The following is a 14,956-nucleotide window of genomic DNA, read 5'->3' as shown; positions in this document are numbered from 1 at the left end:
AACCCCGTCAACGGAACCATTCGAAGCGCGCGGGCGTGCTCCACACAAGGCCCGGCTTTCGGTCAGGGGGCGGAGCCTGAAATAGTTCCCGACGATGTTCGACATCCCTAGACTCCCTGTGTTGGGGGTAACTCGGGGGACTACTCAGTGGGGCATGGAGTGCCGGAACTCGTACTGGAATTGAATGGACGGACCTGGACGCTCGACCCGTCCAGGCCCTACACCCTCGGACGCGATCCGCAGGGTGACATCGTGCTCGACGACGCCAGGGTGTCCTGGCGGCACGCCACGATCAGCTGGAGCGGCCGTAGTTGGGTCATCGAGGACCAGGGCAGCACCAACGGCACGTTCGTGCAGGGGCAGCGGATCCACCACCTGGAGATCGGCCCCGGCTCGGCCGTCTACCTGGGCAACGCGACCGACGGACCGCGCCTCGACGTCTCCGGCGGCGCGGCCTCCGTCGCCACGCCGCAGGCCCAGCCGCAGCAACAGCCGTACGCGGCGCAGGGCGCCAACCCCGGCTGGGCCCAGCAGGCTCCCGCCCCGCAGGCGCCGCAGCAACAGCCCCAGCAGGCCGGCTGGCAGCACCAGCCGCAGCAGGGCGCGCACATCCCGCAGCAGCAGGGGCCCGGTGGTGGCGCGGGGGCGCCGCCGGTCTACGGCGACCGCAGCCCCACGACGTTCCACCAGTTCTCCATCGGCCGCGTGATGCGCATCGGCCGTGCCCTGGAGAACGAGCTGGTCGTCTCCGACCTGCAGGTCTCCCGGCACCACGCCGAGTTCCACTCGATGCCCGACGGCCGTATGGAGATCCGCGACCTCGGCTCCCACAACGGCACGTACGTCAACGGCCAGCCCATCGCCAAGGGCGGCTCCCAGATGCTCGGCCCCACCGACATCGTCGGCGTCGGCCACTCCACGTTCCGGATCGTCGGCGACCGACTCGAGGAGTTCGTCGACACCGGTGAGGTCTCCTTCTCCGCACGTCATCTGACCGTCACGGTCGACGGTGGCAAGCAGATCCTCAAGGACGTCTCCTTCGGTGTCCCGGAGAAGTCCCTCATCGCGGTCATCGGCCCGTCCGGCTCGGGCAAGTCGACGCTGCTCAAGGCGCTCACCGGCTACCGGCCCGCCAACCAGGGCGACGTCCTCTACGACAACCGGAACCTCTACAAGCAGTTCGCCGAGCTGCGTCAGCGCATCGGTCTGGTCCCGCAGGACGACATCCTGCACAAGGAACTGACCGTCAAGAAGGCCCTCAAGTACGCGGCCAAGCTCCGCTTCCCCGCCGACACCACGGCGGCCGAGCGCGAGGCGCGCATCGACGAGGTGCTGCGCGAGCTGAAGCTGGACATCCACAAGGAGAAGAAGGTCACCTCCCTCTCCGGCGGCCAGCGCAAGCGCGTCTCGGTGGCCCTGGAACTGCTGACCAAGCCGTCGCTGATCTTCCTGGACGAGCCCACCTCGGGCCTCGACCCGGGCATGGACCGCGACGTCATGCAGCTGCTGCGCGGCCTCGCCGACGACGGCCGTACGGTGCTCGTCGTCACCCACTCCGTGGCCGAGCTCGCGATCTGCGACAAGCTCCTGGTCATGGCGCCGGGCGGCGCGGTCGCCTACTTCGGCCCGCCGGAGGAGGCACTGAACTTCTTCGGCTACGACACCTGGGCCGACGTCTTCTCCGCCTTCGAGAACTACCGCGACTACGACTGGGCGGGACGCTGGAAGGGCTCGCAGCACTACCAGATGTACGCCGCGGACATCGACGCGGTCGCGCCGCAGTCCGTACAGATGCCGCCGATGCAGGCGATGAAGCCGCCGAAGCCGCAGGGCTGGATGTCCCAGTTCGTCACGCTGGTGCGCCGCTACGTCTCGGTCATCGCCTCGGACAAGGGCTTCCTGGCCCTGTCGATCATCCTGCCGCTCGTCCTCGGCTCGGTGAGCCTGCTCATCGACTCCGGCAAGGACCTCCTGGTCAACACGGAGATCAACCCGAACACCGGCAAGCCCGTCGCCAACGGCACGGCCCTCACCGTCCTGCTGATCCTCGCGGTGGGCGCCTGCTTCGCCGGTGCCGCCAACTCCGTCCGTGAGCTGATCAAGGAACGGGTCATCTACGAGCGGGAGCGCGCGACCGGCCTGTCCCGGTCCGCGTATCTGATGTCCAAGGTGTTCGTGCTCGGCCTGATCACCGTGCTGCAGGGCCTGATGGTCGGTGTCATCGGCTTCTCCAGCCGCACCATCCCGGACGAGGGCCTGATCCTCGGCAGCCAGATTCTGCTGGAACTGTGCATCCCGATCATGGCGCTGGGCTTCACCGCGATGATGTTCGGCCTGATCATCTCGGCGTTGGTGAAGACCGCCGAGAAGACGATGCCGCTGCTGGTCATGTTCGCGATCGTCCAGGTCGTCTTCACGGGCTGCCTGTTCCCGCTGGCCAACTCCATCGGCGTCAACGAGCTCTCGTATCTGATGCCGTCGCGCTGGGCGGTCGCCGCCGCGGGTGCCACGCTCGACTTCAACCGGATCAGTCCGCCGGCCAAGGGCGACAGCAACGACCCGCTGTGGGAGCACACGGTCGGCGCCTGGTCCATGGACATGGTCGCCCTGATCGTGCTCGGCGTGATCTGCGGCATCTTCGTGGCCCGCTTCCTGCGCCGCCACGAGCCCGAGGTCATGCGGAAGTAGAACCCGTCGTACGACGCCCGAAGGGCGGCACCTCGTCAGGAGGATGCCGCCCTTCGGCGTACGGAGGAGAGGCCCGCGCCTACCTCGCTCAGTACGCGCTGTTGACGTTGTCGATCGAGCCGTACCGGTCGGCCGCGTAGTTGGCGGCGGCGGTCAGGTTCGCGACCGGGTCGTACTGGCTCCAGGCCGTGCCCGGGACGTGGTACGCGTCGAAGGTCGGCTTGATGACCTGGAGCAGACCGATCGACGGGACGCCGTTCTGGGCGTTGATGTCCCAGTTGTTGATCGCGTTCGGGTTGCCCGAGGACTCACGCATGATGTTCTTGTGCAGGCCGTGGTAGGTGCCCGGGATGTCGTGCTTCTTCATGATGTCCAGGGCCTCACGGATCCAGCCGTCGAGGTTGTTCGCGTAGGACTTCTTGGCGGCGACCGGCTTGACCGCGACGCGCTTGGCGGACCGGCTCGCGGCCTCCTTCGCCTTGCGCTCGGCGGCGGCCTTCTTCGCGGCCGCGGCCTTCTTCGCGGCGGCGGCCTTGGCGGCCCGCTGCTTGGCGGCGGCCTGGGCGGCGACGTGCTTGTCGTGGGCCACGGCGGCGCGGTGCTTGGCGGCGGCGACGGCGGCCTTGTGCTTGGCCGAGATCTCCTCGGCCTTCACGCCGGCGGAAGCGAGCTGGTCGGTGACGCTGCCCTTGACGTCCTTGATCGGCTCCTTGCTGTAGGCCACCTTGCCCGCGGGGGCCTCGGCCGTGGTCGTCGTCTGGGCGTTGCCCGGGACGGCGGACAGGGCCAGAGCGGCGGCACCGAGGGTGCCGACACCGGCTATCGCGATCTTCTGACGCTTGGTGATGGCACGACTGAGAGCACGGTTCTTGGCGTTCTTGAGCATGGCAGTGGGACCTCTTCGAATTGCGCGGAGGTCGCTCGCTGTCCGTCGGGGGACACGGGTGCTTCCGGCACAAACGCCGCGGGCTGAACCCACGGCGCTGAGCGACGAGAGCAATTCTTAGCGGCCGCAAAATCGGCTGGCAAAGGTGTGACGTACGATCCGCGATAGTGGAGCCAGGAAGGGCAAAATAGGACAGACAGGACTGTCTGCGCCGCTCAAAAGGGACTCCCCTACCTACTACGGACTTTCGTACGTGACGTGGACCCTATGCGCGGGCTCACATCGGCCGTGCAACAGTCTCACCGGCAGTTGCTGGAGCAATGCTCTGTGTGAGGATCCTCCGCCGGGAGGAGGAGATGGACGTCGCCGAACTCGTGCCACAGGTAGAGCCCGTCCAGTGCCGCCTCGTAACCGCGGTCGAGCGCGGCCCGCCCGGCGACCGCCTCCAGCATCAGCAGATGCGAGGCCTCGGGCTCGTGCAGCCCGGTCAGCAGCCCGTCCACCACCCGCACCCCGCGCTCCGGCGTGACGACGAGGTCCGTCCACCCCTCACGCGCGCGTACGACCCCGTCGGCGTCCGCCGCCGACTCCACGGCCCGTACGGCGGTCGTCCCGACGGCGATGACCCGCCCGTCCCCGGCCCTGGCCGCGTTGATCAGCCGGGCCGACGCCTCCGGCACCGCGAACCGCTCCGGATACGGCGGCTCGTGCGCCTCCGCCGACGCCACCCCGGTGTGCAGCGTGATCGGCGCGAACTGCACCCCCCGGCTCACCAGCTCCGTGACCAGCCCGACCGTGAAGGGCCGCGCCGCGCTCGGCATCTCCGCACTGCCCGCACCGTCGGCCGAGGGCAGCGCGAACACCGTCTGGTACACGGACATCGGCTGGTCCCGCTCCGTATAGGAGTAGCGAATGGGCCGCCCGTGCTCACGCATCAGCCCGGTCACTCCTGCTCCCCGCAGCCCCGTGACCCGCGCCCACCACAGCCGCCGGCTCCCCGCGCTCAGCGGTTCCTCCAGCACCAGCCCCGCCCCACCCGGCAGCCGCACCTCACTGCCCGCGAGCACGCCCGCACGCGCGCGCGTAGTGCCGCGCCCATCGGGATCCCGCAGCTCGACCGCCCACCGCCCGTCGTCCCCGCGCGTGGAGAAGTGCACCACCACGCGCGCGTGCCCGATCCGCCCGTCCACGGCCGCGGCCAGCGTCTCCGACGTGTTCACGACCAGCAGATCCCCGGCCCGCAGCAGCCGCGGCAGCTCCACGAACGTGTGGTGCGACACCTCGGTGCCCCGCGACACCAGCAGCCGCACCGAGTCCCGGCCCAGCCCCGGCCCCCGCTGCTCGGCCGGAATCCGCGCCGACAACTCCTCCGGCACCCTCACCGCCAGCGTCATCGCCTCCCCTCCAGCAGAGCGGGAGCACCGTAGCGGCCGCTCGCCGGACGCTCGTCCAGCAGCCGCAGGAACGCCGGCGCCACACTGGCCGGCGCCGGCCGCGGATCGTCGTCGTCCGGTACGGCCGCCGCGTACAGGTCCGTGGCCATGTCACCCGGGTCGACCGCCCAGACCCGCAGGCCCGCCTCCTCCTCGCCGAGCACCGCCGCGAGATGGTCCAGCGCGGCCTTCGACGCCCCGTAACCGCCCCACGTCTCGTACGCCTCGGCCGCCGCGTCCGAGCTCACCGTGATCACCGTTCCCGCGCTGGAGGCCCGCAGCAGCGGCAGCGCCTCCTGGACGAGGGCCAGCGCGGCGACCACGTTCACTTCCAGCGCCCGCCGCAGCCCCTCCAGCGGCAGCTCGTCCAGGCGTACCAGCGGCTCGACGCCCAGCGCGCTGGCATTGCTCACCAGCAGATCGAGGCCGCCCAGCCGCCAAGCGGTGGCCACCAGCTCGGACCGGTGCGCGGCGTCGGTGACGTCCCCCGGCACGGCCCTCACGCGCGTGCCGTACGCCTGGACCTCGGACGCCGTCTCCTTGAGGACCCTCGCCGTCCTGGCGTCCAGCACCAGATCCCAGCCGCGCGCGGCCAGGGCTTCGGCGAGCGCCCGCCCCAGTCCCTTCGAAGCTCCCGTGATGATCGCTACCGGCATGACTTCCGTCCCCTCGTCCCCGACCGCCCCCGATGGGCGGCGGCGCTGCCCTCAACCTAGGAACCGGGCATCACGCCCCGCCTCGGACGCGGGCCGCAATGCCGCGGGGCCCTTCGTCCTAAGCCGCGCACCCGGGGCCGTTCGACCTACGCCCCTGAACGCAGGACCACAGACGTAGGACCACGGCCCCAGTCGGCCGCCTCCACAGGTCCGATCCGGCTGTCACACCCCGCCGGTACCGTGAGGGCATGAGTCAAGGCCCCAGGTCCGGCCTCGCCGCGGTGAGCTCCGCGCTGCTGGCCATGAGCAGGCATCTCGAGGTGCGCGACGTCCTCAAGACGATCGTCGCCTCCGCCCGCGAGCTGCTCGGCGCGCAGTACGCCGCGCTCGGCGTCCCGGACGACCACGGAGGCTTCGCGCAGTTCGTCGTCGACGGGGTCAGCGACCGGCAGTGGAAGGCCATCGGCCCGCTCCCGCGCCAGCACGGCATCCTCGCGGCCATGCTCCAGGAGGCCAAGGTCGAGCGCCTCGCCGACGTCCGCAAGGACCCCCGCTTCGAAGGCTGGCCGTCGGCGCACCCCGACATGTCCGACTTCCTGGGCCTGCCCATCCGCGACGGCGACGAGGTCATCGGCGCACTGTTCCTGGCGAACAAGAACTGCCAGAAGCCCGAAGGCAGTTGCGGCTTCACGGAGGAGGACCAGGAACTCCTCTCCATCCTCGCCCAGCACGCCGCCATCGCCCTCACCAATGCCCGCCTCTACGAGCGCAGCCGAGAGCTGACCATCGCCGAGGAACGCTCCCGGCTGGCCCACGAACTGCACGACGCGGTCGCCCAGAAGCTGTTCTCCCTGCGCCTGACGGCCCAGGCGGCAACGGCCCTGATCGACCGCGACCCGGCCCGCGCCAAGGGCGAGCTGCACCAGGTGGCCGTGCTCGCCGCCGAGGCCGCCGACGAACTGCGCGCGGCGGTCGTCGAGTTGCGCCCCGCCGCCCTCGACGAGGACGGCCTCGTCGCCACCCTGCGCACCCAGATCCAGGTCCTCGACCGCGCCCACACCGCCCGCGTCACCTTCACCGGCCGCGGTGTGAAGGCCCTGCCCGCCGCCCAGGAGGAAGCGGTGCTGCGCGTCGCCCAGGAAGCCCTGCACAACGCGCTGCGGCACTCCGGCGGCGAACACGTAGACGTGACGCTGGACCGGCGCGGCAGCGGAGCGGTCCTGCGGATCACGGACGACGGCGGCGGCTTCGACCCGAAGGCGATACGCCGTGCCGGACGCCACCTCGGCCTGGTCTCCATGCGGGACCGGGCGAGCGGGGTCGGCGGCACGCTGACCGTGGAGTCGGCGCCCGGCAAGGGCACCACGATCGAGATGGAGGTCCCCGGTGGCTGACGCAATCAAGGTGCTGCTCGTCGACGACCACCAGGTCGTCCGCCGGGGACTGCGCACCTTCCTGGAGGTGCAGGACGACATCGAGGTCGTGGGGGAGGCCGCCGACGGCGCCGAGGGAGTGGCCCGCGCCGAGGAGCTGAAGCCCGACGTCGTCCTCATGGACGTCAAGATGCCGGGCATGGACGGCGTCGACGCCCTGCGCAAGCTCCGCGAGCTCGACAACCCCGCGCGCGTGCTGATCGTCACCAGCTTCACCGAACAGCGCACGGTGATCCCGGCCCTGCGCGCGGGCGCCGCCGGATACGTCTACAAGGACGTCGACCCCGACGCGCTCGCCGGCGCCATCCGCTCGGTCCACGCCGGCCACATCCTGCTCCAGCCCGAGGTCGCGGGCGCCCTGCTGTCCCAGGAGGAGGCCAACTCGGGACAGGGGAGAGCGGGTTCGCTGACGGAGCGGGAGCGCGAGGTGCTCGGGCTGATCGCCGACGGCCGCTCCAACCGCGAGATAGCCAGAGCCCTGGTCCTCTCGGAGAAGACCGTCAAGACCCACGTCTCGAACATCCTGATGAAGCTCGACCTCGCCGACCGCACCCAGGCCGCGCTGTGGGCCGTACGCCATGGCGTGACCGGCTGAAACGCTCTCCGGAAGGCATGACGGACGGCAATACGGAGCGTCCCGCTCCGGACTGAGATTCATACCGTCGTGGGAATGTCCCCCGGATGGCGCATCCTTCGTGGATCTCCGCCGTTCTCCAGTGCGTGCTGCGGCGACTGCCGCGGCAATCGCAAGGAGGGCTTAGAAGTGAAGAACCTGAAGAAGGCAGCGGCCGTGACGATGGTGGCGGGTGGCCTGCTGGCCGCCGGTGCCGGAATGGCCTCCGCCACCGACGGCGCGCACGCCGACGGTCAGGCCGTGGGCTCCCCGGGCGTCGTCTCGGGCAACCTGGTCCAGGCCCCGGTCCACGTCCCGGTCAACGTCTCGGGCAACAGCGTGAACGTCGTCGGCATCCTGAACCCGGCCTTCGGCAACCTGGCCGTCAACAAGTGACGCCGACCCGAAGCGAGCAGTGACCTCCGGCCTCCCGGTTACCCGGGAGGCCGGTCTGCGTATGCCGGCAACGCTTAGCCCGTCCGGCGTTTGAGGACAAGGCCCCTTCACGGCCGACACGGGGGCCTGGGGGCAGAGCCCCCAGACACGACCACACCAACGCCCCCACCGCACGACCGACGCTCACCGCACGCCCCGCTCCCGCTCCTCCACAACGGAGTTGTACGCGGCGACCTGCGCCCGCCGAGCCACCCGCTCCACCGGCCGCAACGCCTCCGCCCGCGCCCCCATCTCCGCGGAGCTCACCGCACCCCCGTGCCCGTTCTCATGGGCCAGCGACAGCAGCAATCCCACCCGCTGCGCCAGCTCCAGCACCCGCACCGCCCGCGGCGGATACCCCGGCGCCAGCACCTCCCGCCCCCGCTCGGCCCGCGCCCGATACGCGTCGATCGCCGCCTCCGCCACCGGCCCCGACCCGGCGACGTCCAGTCGCGCCAGCACCGCGGTCGCATCCCGCAGAGCCTCCGCCAGCTCCCGCTCGGCCTCGCCCAGCGACGGCACATCCGCGGGCGGCGCCTCCCGTACGGCCAGGCAGTGCCAGACGACCTCGACGTGCACATCACCGTCGGGCCCGGCCTCGTACACCTCCGGCACCAGCCCGAGTGCGGAGCCGTGACAGATCACGGCCTCCTCGGCGTCCATCGCCCGCGCGTTGAAATCCGGCGGCCCGCTCAGCCCCAGCGGATGCCCCGGCGCCGGCAGGGCGACCCGTAGCCCGCTCACCCCGAGCGTCCGCAGCCGCCCGAGCGCCAGCGTGAGCCCCACGGGCGCCGACTCACCGGGCAGCCCCTCCACCCGGTGCACGGCATCGGCGCCGACGATCTCCAGTACAGCGTCATCCGGCGAGACAAGTCCGGCCAAAAGGGCGTTTCCCCAAGCGGCCAGGCGTCCTGAGCGTGGTTCCGAGAGCATGCCCCCACCCTAAGGACCGGACCGATGGAATGAAGCGGCGGACCGGTGGCGTAGATTTCCTTGAGGGCTGCGCCCACAGGCGCACGCGACCACCGAGACGCCGAGACGCCGACACCGGTCACACTGCAAGGGGAGACAACGCGCTCATGAGCGATGTTCTGGAGCTTCAGGACGTATCCGTGGTCCGTGAGGGCCGGGCTCTGGTGGACCAGGTCTCCTGGTCGGTCAAGGAGGGCGAGCGCTGGGTCATCCTCGGCCCGAACGGGGCGGGCAAGACCACCCTCCTCAACGTTGCCTCGAGCTACCTCTACCCCAGCAAGGGCACAGCCACCATCCTCGGCGAGACCCTCGGCAAGCCCGGCACCGACGTCTTCGAGCTGCGCCCGCGCATCGGCGTGGCGGGCATCGCCCTCGCCGAGAAGCTCCCGAAGCGCCAGACAGTCCTCCAGACGGTGCTGACCGCGGCGTACGGCATGACCGCCACCTGGAACGAGGACTACGAGGAGGTCGACGAGCAGCGCGCCCGCGCCTTCCTCGACCGCCTCGGCATGAGCGACTACCTCGACCGGAAGTTCGGCACCCTCTCCGAGGGCGAGCGCAAGCGCACCCTTATCTCCCGCGCCCTGATGGCCGACCCCGAGCTGCTCCTCCTCGACGAGCCCGCCGCCGGCCTCGACCTCGGCGGTCGCGAGGACCTCGTCCGCCGCCTCGGCCGTCTCGCCCGCGACCCGATCGCCCCCTCGATGCTCATGGTCACCCACCACGTCGAGGAGATCCCCCCGGGCTTCACCCACGTCCTGATGATCCGCCAGGGCAAGGTCCTCGCCGCCGGCCCCATGGAGCTCGAACTCACCTCCCGCAACCTCTCCCTCTGCTTCGGCCTGCCCCTCGTCGTCGAGCAGATCGGCGACCGCTGGACGGCCCAGGGTCTCCCGCTCTCCTGACCCGGCCCCGGTAAGAAGGCCCTTTCAAACGATCGGCGCCCTGTCGGCGACAGGGCCCGCGGTCCTACCATGACCATGTGGAAATCGACGCGTGGGTTTGGTGGTTGATCGGCGCGGCAGCGCTCGGCATCGGGCTCGTGATCACCGCGATGCCCGAACTCGGCATGCTGGCGGTGGGCGCCGTCGCGGCCGCGATCGTCGCCGGCCTCTTCGGCGGTGACGCCGTCGTCCAGGTCGTGGCCTTCGTCGTCGTATCGACCGCACTCATCGCCGTCGTACGGCCCATCGCGAACCGGCACCGCGCACAGCGGCCCCAACTCGCCACCGGCATCGAGGCATTGAAGGGCAAACAGGCCGTCGTGCTGGAGCGCGTCGACGCAACCGGCGGCCGGATCAAGCTCGCCGGAGAGATCTGGTCGGCACGCGCCCTCGACACCGACCGCGCCTACGAAGTAGGCCAGGAAGTGGACGTCGTGGACATCGAGGGCGCCACGGCGATCGTCATGTGACCTCGCACGACGTAACTGGCGCGAAGCCCTCACGAGTCACGCGACGGTCTGTCAGACTCGACCAGCAAGATCTTCAACAAGCATAAGATCTGCCGAAGTTGCCGCAGCGGAGAAGGGGTACGGGGAAACGACGATGGAACCGGTCATCATCGTCCTGATCATTCTGGTGGTGTTGGTCTTCATCGCCCTGATCAAGACGATCCAGGTCATCCCACAGGCGAGCGCGGCCATCGTCGAACGCTTCGGCCGCTACACGCGGACACTCAACGCGGGCCTCAACATCGTGGTCCCGTTCATCGACACCATCCGCAACCGCATCGACCTGCGCGAACAGGTCGTGCCGTTCCCGCCCCAGCCGGTGATCACCCAGGACAACCTGGTCGTGAACATCGACACCGTCATCTACTACCAGGTGACCGACGCCCGCGCCGCCACCTACGAGGTCGCCAGCTACATCCAGGCGATCGAGCAGCTCACCGTCACCACACTCCGCAACATCATCGGTGGCATGGACCTGGAGCGCACCCTGACCTCCCGCGAGGAGATCAACGCGGCCCTGCGCGGCGTCCTCGACGAGGCAACGGGCAAGTGGGGCATCCGCGTCAACCGCGTCGAGCTGAAGGCGATCGAACCGCCCACCTCCATCCAGGACTCGATGGAGAAGCAGATGCGCGCCGACCGTGACAAGCGCGCCGCGATCCTCACCGCCGAAGGTACGCGCCAGGCCGCCATCCTCACCGCCGAAGGTGAGAAGCAGTCCCAGATCCTGCGCGCCGAGGGTGAGGCCAAGGCCGCCGCCCTGCGCGCGGAAGGCGAGGCCCAGGCGGTCCGCACGGTCTTCGAGGCGATCCACGCGGGCGACCCGGACCAGAAGCTCCTCTCCTACCAGTACCTCCAGATGCTCCCGAAGATCGCCGAGGGCGACGCCAACAAGCTCTGGATCGTCCCCAGCGAGATCGGCGACGCCCTCAAGGGCCTCTCCGGCGCGATGGGCAACCTGGGCGGCCTGGGCGGCGGTTCGGGCGGCAACGGCTCCTCCGGCTCCGGCACGGAACGCCGGGAGAAGCCGTCGATCGACTGACGCGGTTTCCGCCGATACGACAATGGGGCCCGCCTTCCAACGAAGGCGGGCCCCGACTCCTTCAGGGGCACGGGGAACTGCGCGACCAGCCACAACGAACCCGCAGCCCACGAACCACCCATGGCCCTACGGCGAATGGTCAGGCCGCGTCCACAGCCAACCAATCCGGCAGCGCAGCGAACTCCTCGGCCCCCAGCGTCAGCAACATCGCATCGGCGGGTGTCGGCTCGAACGGCTCCCTGAGCAGCGGCATACCCGCCTGCTCGGGCGTCCGGTCGGCCTTGCGGTGATTGTCCTCCGCACACGAGGCGACCGTGTTCAGCCACGTGTCCTGCCCACCGTGCGACCGCGGCACCACGTGGTCCACGGTCGTGGCCCGGCGCCCGCAGTACGCGCACCGGTGCCGGTCCCGCACCAGAACACCCCGCCTCGACCACGGTGCTTGTCTTCGGAACGGCACCCTCACGTACCTGCACAGCCTGATCACCCGGGGCGCGGGTATGTCGACCTCGGCTCCGCGCATACGCAGTTCGGGGTGGGCCTGCTCGACGACGGCCTTGTCCTGAAGCACCAGCACGACGGCCCGGTTCAACGTCACCGTCGACAGCGGCTCGAAGCTCGCGTTCAGTACCAGCGTGTCCCGCATTGCAGCCCACCTCCCGTGCGCACCTGCCCACCCCCTGGCGGGCTGGGATCAACTCTGGCCGGGCACGCCGAGATGGACAACGAAATAAAAAGTGCCCGCCCCCGATCACTTCCATGACCAGGGGCGGGCAAACGTTCCATGAACGTCAGGCTTCGGCGGGCGCCTCGTACTCACCGATCAGATGGGCACGCGCGAGCGCGTGGAACCGCAGGTTGAAGCCGACCACGGCCGGGCTCGCGTCCGAGTCCGGACCGAGCTTCTCCTGGTCCACGGCGTACACCGTGAACACATAGCGGTGCGGCCCGTCCCCGGGCGGCGGCGCGGCGCCGCCGAAGTCCTTCGACCCGTAGTCGTTCCGCGCCTGTACGGCACCTTCCGGCAGCCCCTCGAACTTGCCGCTGCCCGCACCGGCCGGCAGCTCGGTCACCGACGCCGGGATGTCGAAGACCACCCAGTGCCAGAACCCGCTCCCGGTGGGAGCGTCCGGGTCGTAGCAGGTCACGGCGAAGCTCTTGGTCTCGGCCGGGAAGCCCTCCCAGCGCAGCTGCGGGGAGAGGTTGCCGGCCGCATGGACCTGAGCGTCCTTGAGGTTCCCGCCGTGCTCGACGTCCTCGCTCGTGACCGTGAACGAGGGCACGGGCGGATGGAAGTCGTGGGGCAGCGGCCGCCTCTTGAGCTCGGTCACTTCGATACCTCCTGACGAAACAGTGGAATCAGCAGTTCCGAGCCTAGAACCAGTTGCGCTTGCTGCCGACCTCGGACAGCCACTGGTTGAGATATGCCGCCCAGTCGGTCCCCTGGAAGTCGTTCAGGCCCACCTGGAACGACCGGAAGGTGTCACTGCCCTCGCTGAACAGCCCCGGCTTCTTGTCCATCTCCAGGACGACGTCCATGGTGTGCTCGTCCGCGACGAAGCTCAACTCGACCTGGTTGATACCGCGGTACTGCTGCGGCGGGAAGAACTCGATCTCCTGGTAGAACGGCAGCTTCTGCCGCGTACCGCGGATGTGACCGCGCTCCATGTCCGCGCTCTTGAAGCGGAAGCCCAGCTGGATGAAGGCGTCGAGGATCGCCTTCTGCGCGGGCAGCGGGTGCACGTTGATCGGGTCCAGGTCGGTGGAGTCCACGGCCCGCGCGATCGCCAGCTCCGTCGTGACGCCGATGTTCATGCCCCGCAGCGGCTGACCGTCGATCGTCGTGACCGGCGTCTCCCAGGGGATCTCCAGCCCGAACGGCACGGCGTGCACGGCCCCGGCCTGCAGCTCGAAGGCGCCACCGAGCGACATCTTCGTGAACTCGATGTCCTGCTTGTACTCCGAGTCCTGGCCCTCGACCTCGACGCGGGCCTGCAGACCCACGGACAGGCCCTCGATGTTCTGGCTAACGGACCCGCCCTGAATCCGCACCTCACCCTGGACGACACCGCCCGGGACGACGTTGACCTCGGTCAGCACCGTCTCGATCGAAGCACCGCCGGCCCCCAGGCTCGCGAGCAGCTTCTTGAACGCCATGACTCTCCTCTTCTCAGAGTGGATCCCTGATCCCTACAAACGCGATCCGGCCGTGGCCGGTTCCGCGTCACCACCCTGGCAAGCAGCGCGCTCCCTGACCACCCCGCCGAGACCACCCGTCTGCACTACCCTCGGACGGCATGATCGCGACTCCCGACCGTACGCCTCTTCCCCGGGACTTCTTCGACCGCCCCGTCCTGGAGGTCGCCCCCGACCTCCTGGGCCGGATCCTGGTACGCACCACCCCGGACGGTCCGATCGCCATCCGCCTCACAGAGGTAGAGGCCTACGACGGCCCGAACGACCCCGGCTCCCATGCCTATCGCGGTCGCACACCCCGCAACGACGTGATGTTCGGTCCCCCCGGACATGTGTACGTCTACTTCACCTACGGCATGTGGCACTGCATGAACCTGGTGTGCGGCCCCGAAGGCCAGGCCTGCGCGGTGCTGCTGCGCGCCGGCGAGATCATCGAGGGCGCCGAGCTTGCCCGCGGACGTCGACTCTCGGCCCGCGACGACAAGGAACTGGCCAAAGGCCCCGCCCGCCTGGCCACCGCCCTGGACGTGGACCGGGCCCTGGACGGCACCGACGCGTGCGCCCCGGGCGACACCCCGCTGAGAATGCTCACGGGCACGTCCGTCCCCGCCCACCAGGTACTTAACGGCCCCCGTACCGGGGTGGCAGGTGACGGCGGTAACGGTGACATCCACCCCTGGCGCTTCTGGATCGCCGACGACCCTACGGTCAGCCCCTATCGGGCCCACGTCCCCAAGCGCCGCCGAAGTTGACGTGCCCTGGCAGGGCGCGTAACGTAGCCCGAGCCGCTGAACCGGGTACTGCGAAGTCAGCAGCCGGAGCGGCCAAACCACTACCTACGAGAACCCCTCAGCGGGGTCGTTTCTCGCGTGCTCGCATGCCTGAATTCGAATCCGCAGAGCCCGATTATGAATCGGCCGGGGGAATCGGCTAACGTAGTGAATGTCGAAAGGCCGACGGGCGAAAGCCCAAGGCACTACGGCAATCCCGCCGACAGGGAATCGGATCGGAAAAGGATCTGATAGAGTCGGAAACGCAAGACCGAAGGGAAAAAGCCCGGAGGAAAGCCCGAGAGGGTGAGTACAAAGGAAGCGTCCGTTCCTTGAGAACTCAACAGCGTGCCAAAAGTCAACGCCAGATATGTTGATA

15 protein-coding genes are annotated in these 14,956 nt (G+C 69.4%); 8 read left to right on the top strand and 7 right to left on the bottom strand.

The genetic code is table 11. From position 1 onward, the window contains the following. Positions 1-159 precede the first annotated feature (159 nt). Entirely contained in the window at positions 160-2,688 is a 2,529-nt protein-coding gene (locus ACIRD7_RS20655) for an FHA domain-containing protein (protein WP_403455140.1), read from the top strand. An 88-nt stretch (positions 2,689-2,776) separates the two neighbouring features. Here ACIRD7_RS20655 and ACIRD7_RS20650 read toward each other — a convergent pair whose 3' ends face one another. From ACIRD7_RS20650 to ACIRD7_RS20640, 3 genes are all read right to left on the bottom strand, one after another. Then, positions 2,777-3,574 (bottom strand): transglycosylase SLT domain-containing protein, encoded by a 798-nt coding sequence (locus ACIRD7_RS20650; RefSeq protein WP_403455137.1) that lies wholly within the window; start codon positions 3,572-3,574, stop codon positions 2,777-2,779. A gap of 299 nt (positions 3,575-3,873) precedes the next feature. Next, positions 3,874-4,968, bottom strand: coding sequence for an S-adenosylmethionine:tRNA ribosyltransferase-isomerase (locus tag ACIRD7_RS20645; RefSeq protein ID WP_403455135.1), 1,095 nt, complete (start codon positions 4,966-4,968; stop codon positions 3,874-3,876). Continuing rightward, positions 4,965-5,663: an SDR family NAD(P)-dependent oxidoreductase gene (locus ACIRD7_RS20640; protein ID WP_403455134.1), complete on the bottom strand. Its 699-nt coding sequence runs from the start codon at positions 5,661-5,663 to the stop codon at positions 4,965-4,967. The genes ACIRD7_RS20645 and ACIRD7_RS20640 overlap by 4 nt, the downstream gene beginning before the upstream one ends. A 248-nt stretch (positions 5,664-5,911) precedes the next feature. On the opposite strand from ACIRD7_RS20640, the gene ACIRD7_RS20635 reads away from it, so the two are divergent. The 3 genes from ACIRD7_RS20635 (at position 5,912) to chpE (ending at position 8,105) form a co-directional block, all read left to right on the top strand. Then, positions 5,912-7,057 carry a GAF domain-containing sensor histidine kinase gene (locus ACIRD7_RS20635; RefSeq protein WP_403455132.1) on the top strand — a complete coding sequence of 382 codons (1,146 nt, stop codon included), beginning with the start codon at positions 5,912-5,914 and terminating at the stop codon, positions 7,055-7,057. Beyond that, a complete protein-coding gene (locus ACIRD7_RS20630; protein WP_126390802.1) occupies positions 7,050-7,691 on the top strand; it encodes a response regulator transcription factor in 642 nt (213 codons plus the stop codon). The genes ACIRD7_RS20635 and ACIRD7_RS20630 overlap by 8 nt, the downstream gene beginning before the upstream one ends. 168 nt (positions 7,692-7,859) lie before the next feature. Beyond that, positions 7,860-8,105, top strand: a complete 246-nt coding sequence (gene chpE / locus ACIRD7_RS20625; protein ID WP_403455130.1) for a chaplin ChpE — start codon at positions 7,860-7,862, stop codon at positions 8,103-8,105. Between the two features lie 183 nt (positions 8,106-8,288). Here chpE and ACIRD7_RS20620 read toward each other — a convergent pair whose 3' ends face one another. Beyond that, positions 8,289-9,077, bottom strand: a complete 789-nt coding sequence (locus tag ACIRD7_RS20620) for a hypothetical protein (protein ID WP_403455129.1) — start codon at positions 9,075-9,077, stop codon at positions 8,289-8,291. 146 nt (positions 9,078-9,223) lie between these two features. On the opposite strand from ACIRD7_RS20620, the gene ACIRD7_RS20615 reads away from it, so the two are divergent. The 3 genes from ACIRD7_RS20615 to ACIRD7_RS20605 all read left to right on the top strand — a co-directional run bounded on the left by ACIRD7_RS20615 (position 9,224) and on the right by ACIRD7_RS20605 (position 11,611). Next, a complete protein-coding gene (locus ACIRD7_RS20615) occupies positions 9,224-10,021 on the top strand; it encodes an ABC transporter ATP-binding protein (protein ID WP_403455127.1) in 798 nt (265 codons plus the stop codon). A 77-nt stretch (positions 10,022-10,098) separates the two neighbouring features. After that, a complete protein-coding gene (locus ACIRD7_RS20610; protein ID WP_403455125.1) occupies positions 10,099-10,530 on the top strand; it encodes an NfeD family protein in 432 nt (143 codons plus the stop codon). Between the two features lie 133 nt (positions 10,531-10,663). Continuing rightward, entirely contained in the window at positions 10,664-11,611 is a 948-nt protein-coding gene (locus ACIRD7_RS20605; protein ID WP_403455122.1) for an SPFH domain-containing protein, read from the top strand. 139 nt (positions 11,612-11,750) lie between these two features. Here ACIRD7_RS20605 and ACIRD7_RS20600 read toward each other — a convergent pair whose 3' ends face one another. The 3 genes from ACIRD7_RS20600 to ACIRD7_RS20590 form a co-directional block, all read right to left on the bottom strand. Continuing rightward, a complete protein-coding gene (locus tag ACIRD7_RS20600) occupies positions 11,751-12,257 on the bottom strand; it encodes an HNH endonuclease (RefSeq protein WP_403455120.1) in 507 nt (168 codons plus the stop codon). A 145-nt stretch (positions 12,258-12,402) separates the two neighbouring features. After that, on the bottom strand, positions 12,403-12,942 hold the full coding sequence (locus ACIRD7_RS20595) for a YbhB/YbcL family Raf kinase inhibitor-like protein (RefSeq protein ID WP_403455118.1): 540 nt from the start codon (positions 12,940-12,942) through the stop codon (positions 12,403-12,405). A gap of 43 nt (positions 12,943-12,985) precedes the next feature. Beyond that, a complete protein-coding gene (locus ACIRD7_RS20590; protein ID WP_403455116.1) occupies positions 12,986-13,768 on the bottom strand; it encodes a sporulation protein in 783 nt (260 codons plus the stop codon). 140 nt (positions 13,769-13,908) lie between these two features. On the opposite strand from ACIRD7_RS20590, the gene ACIRD7_RS20585 reads away from it, so the two are divergent. Further along, positions 13,909-14,559, top strand: a complete 651-nt coding sequence (locus ACIRD7_RS20585; protein ID WP_403455114.1) for a DNA-3-methyladenine glycosylase — start codon at positions 13,909-13,911, stop codon at positions 14,557-14,559. Positions 14,560-14,956: the final 397 nt, after the last annotated feature.

Origin of the sequence: Streptomyces sp. NPDC093568 (assembly GCF_044764945.1) — a bacterium.
GTDB lineage: Bacteria > Actinomycetota > Actinomycetes > Streptomycetales > Streptomycetaceae > Streptomyces.
The sequence above is the reverse complement of the archived record's forward strand: the minus strand, read 5'-3'. Positions and strand labels throughout refer to the sequence as shown.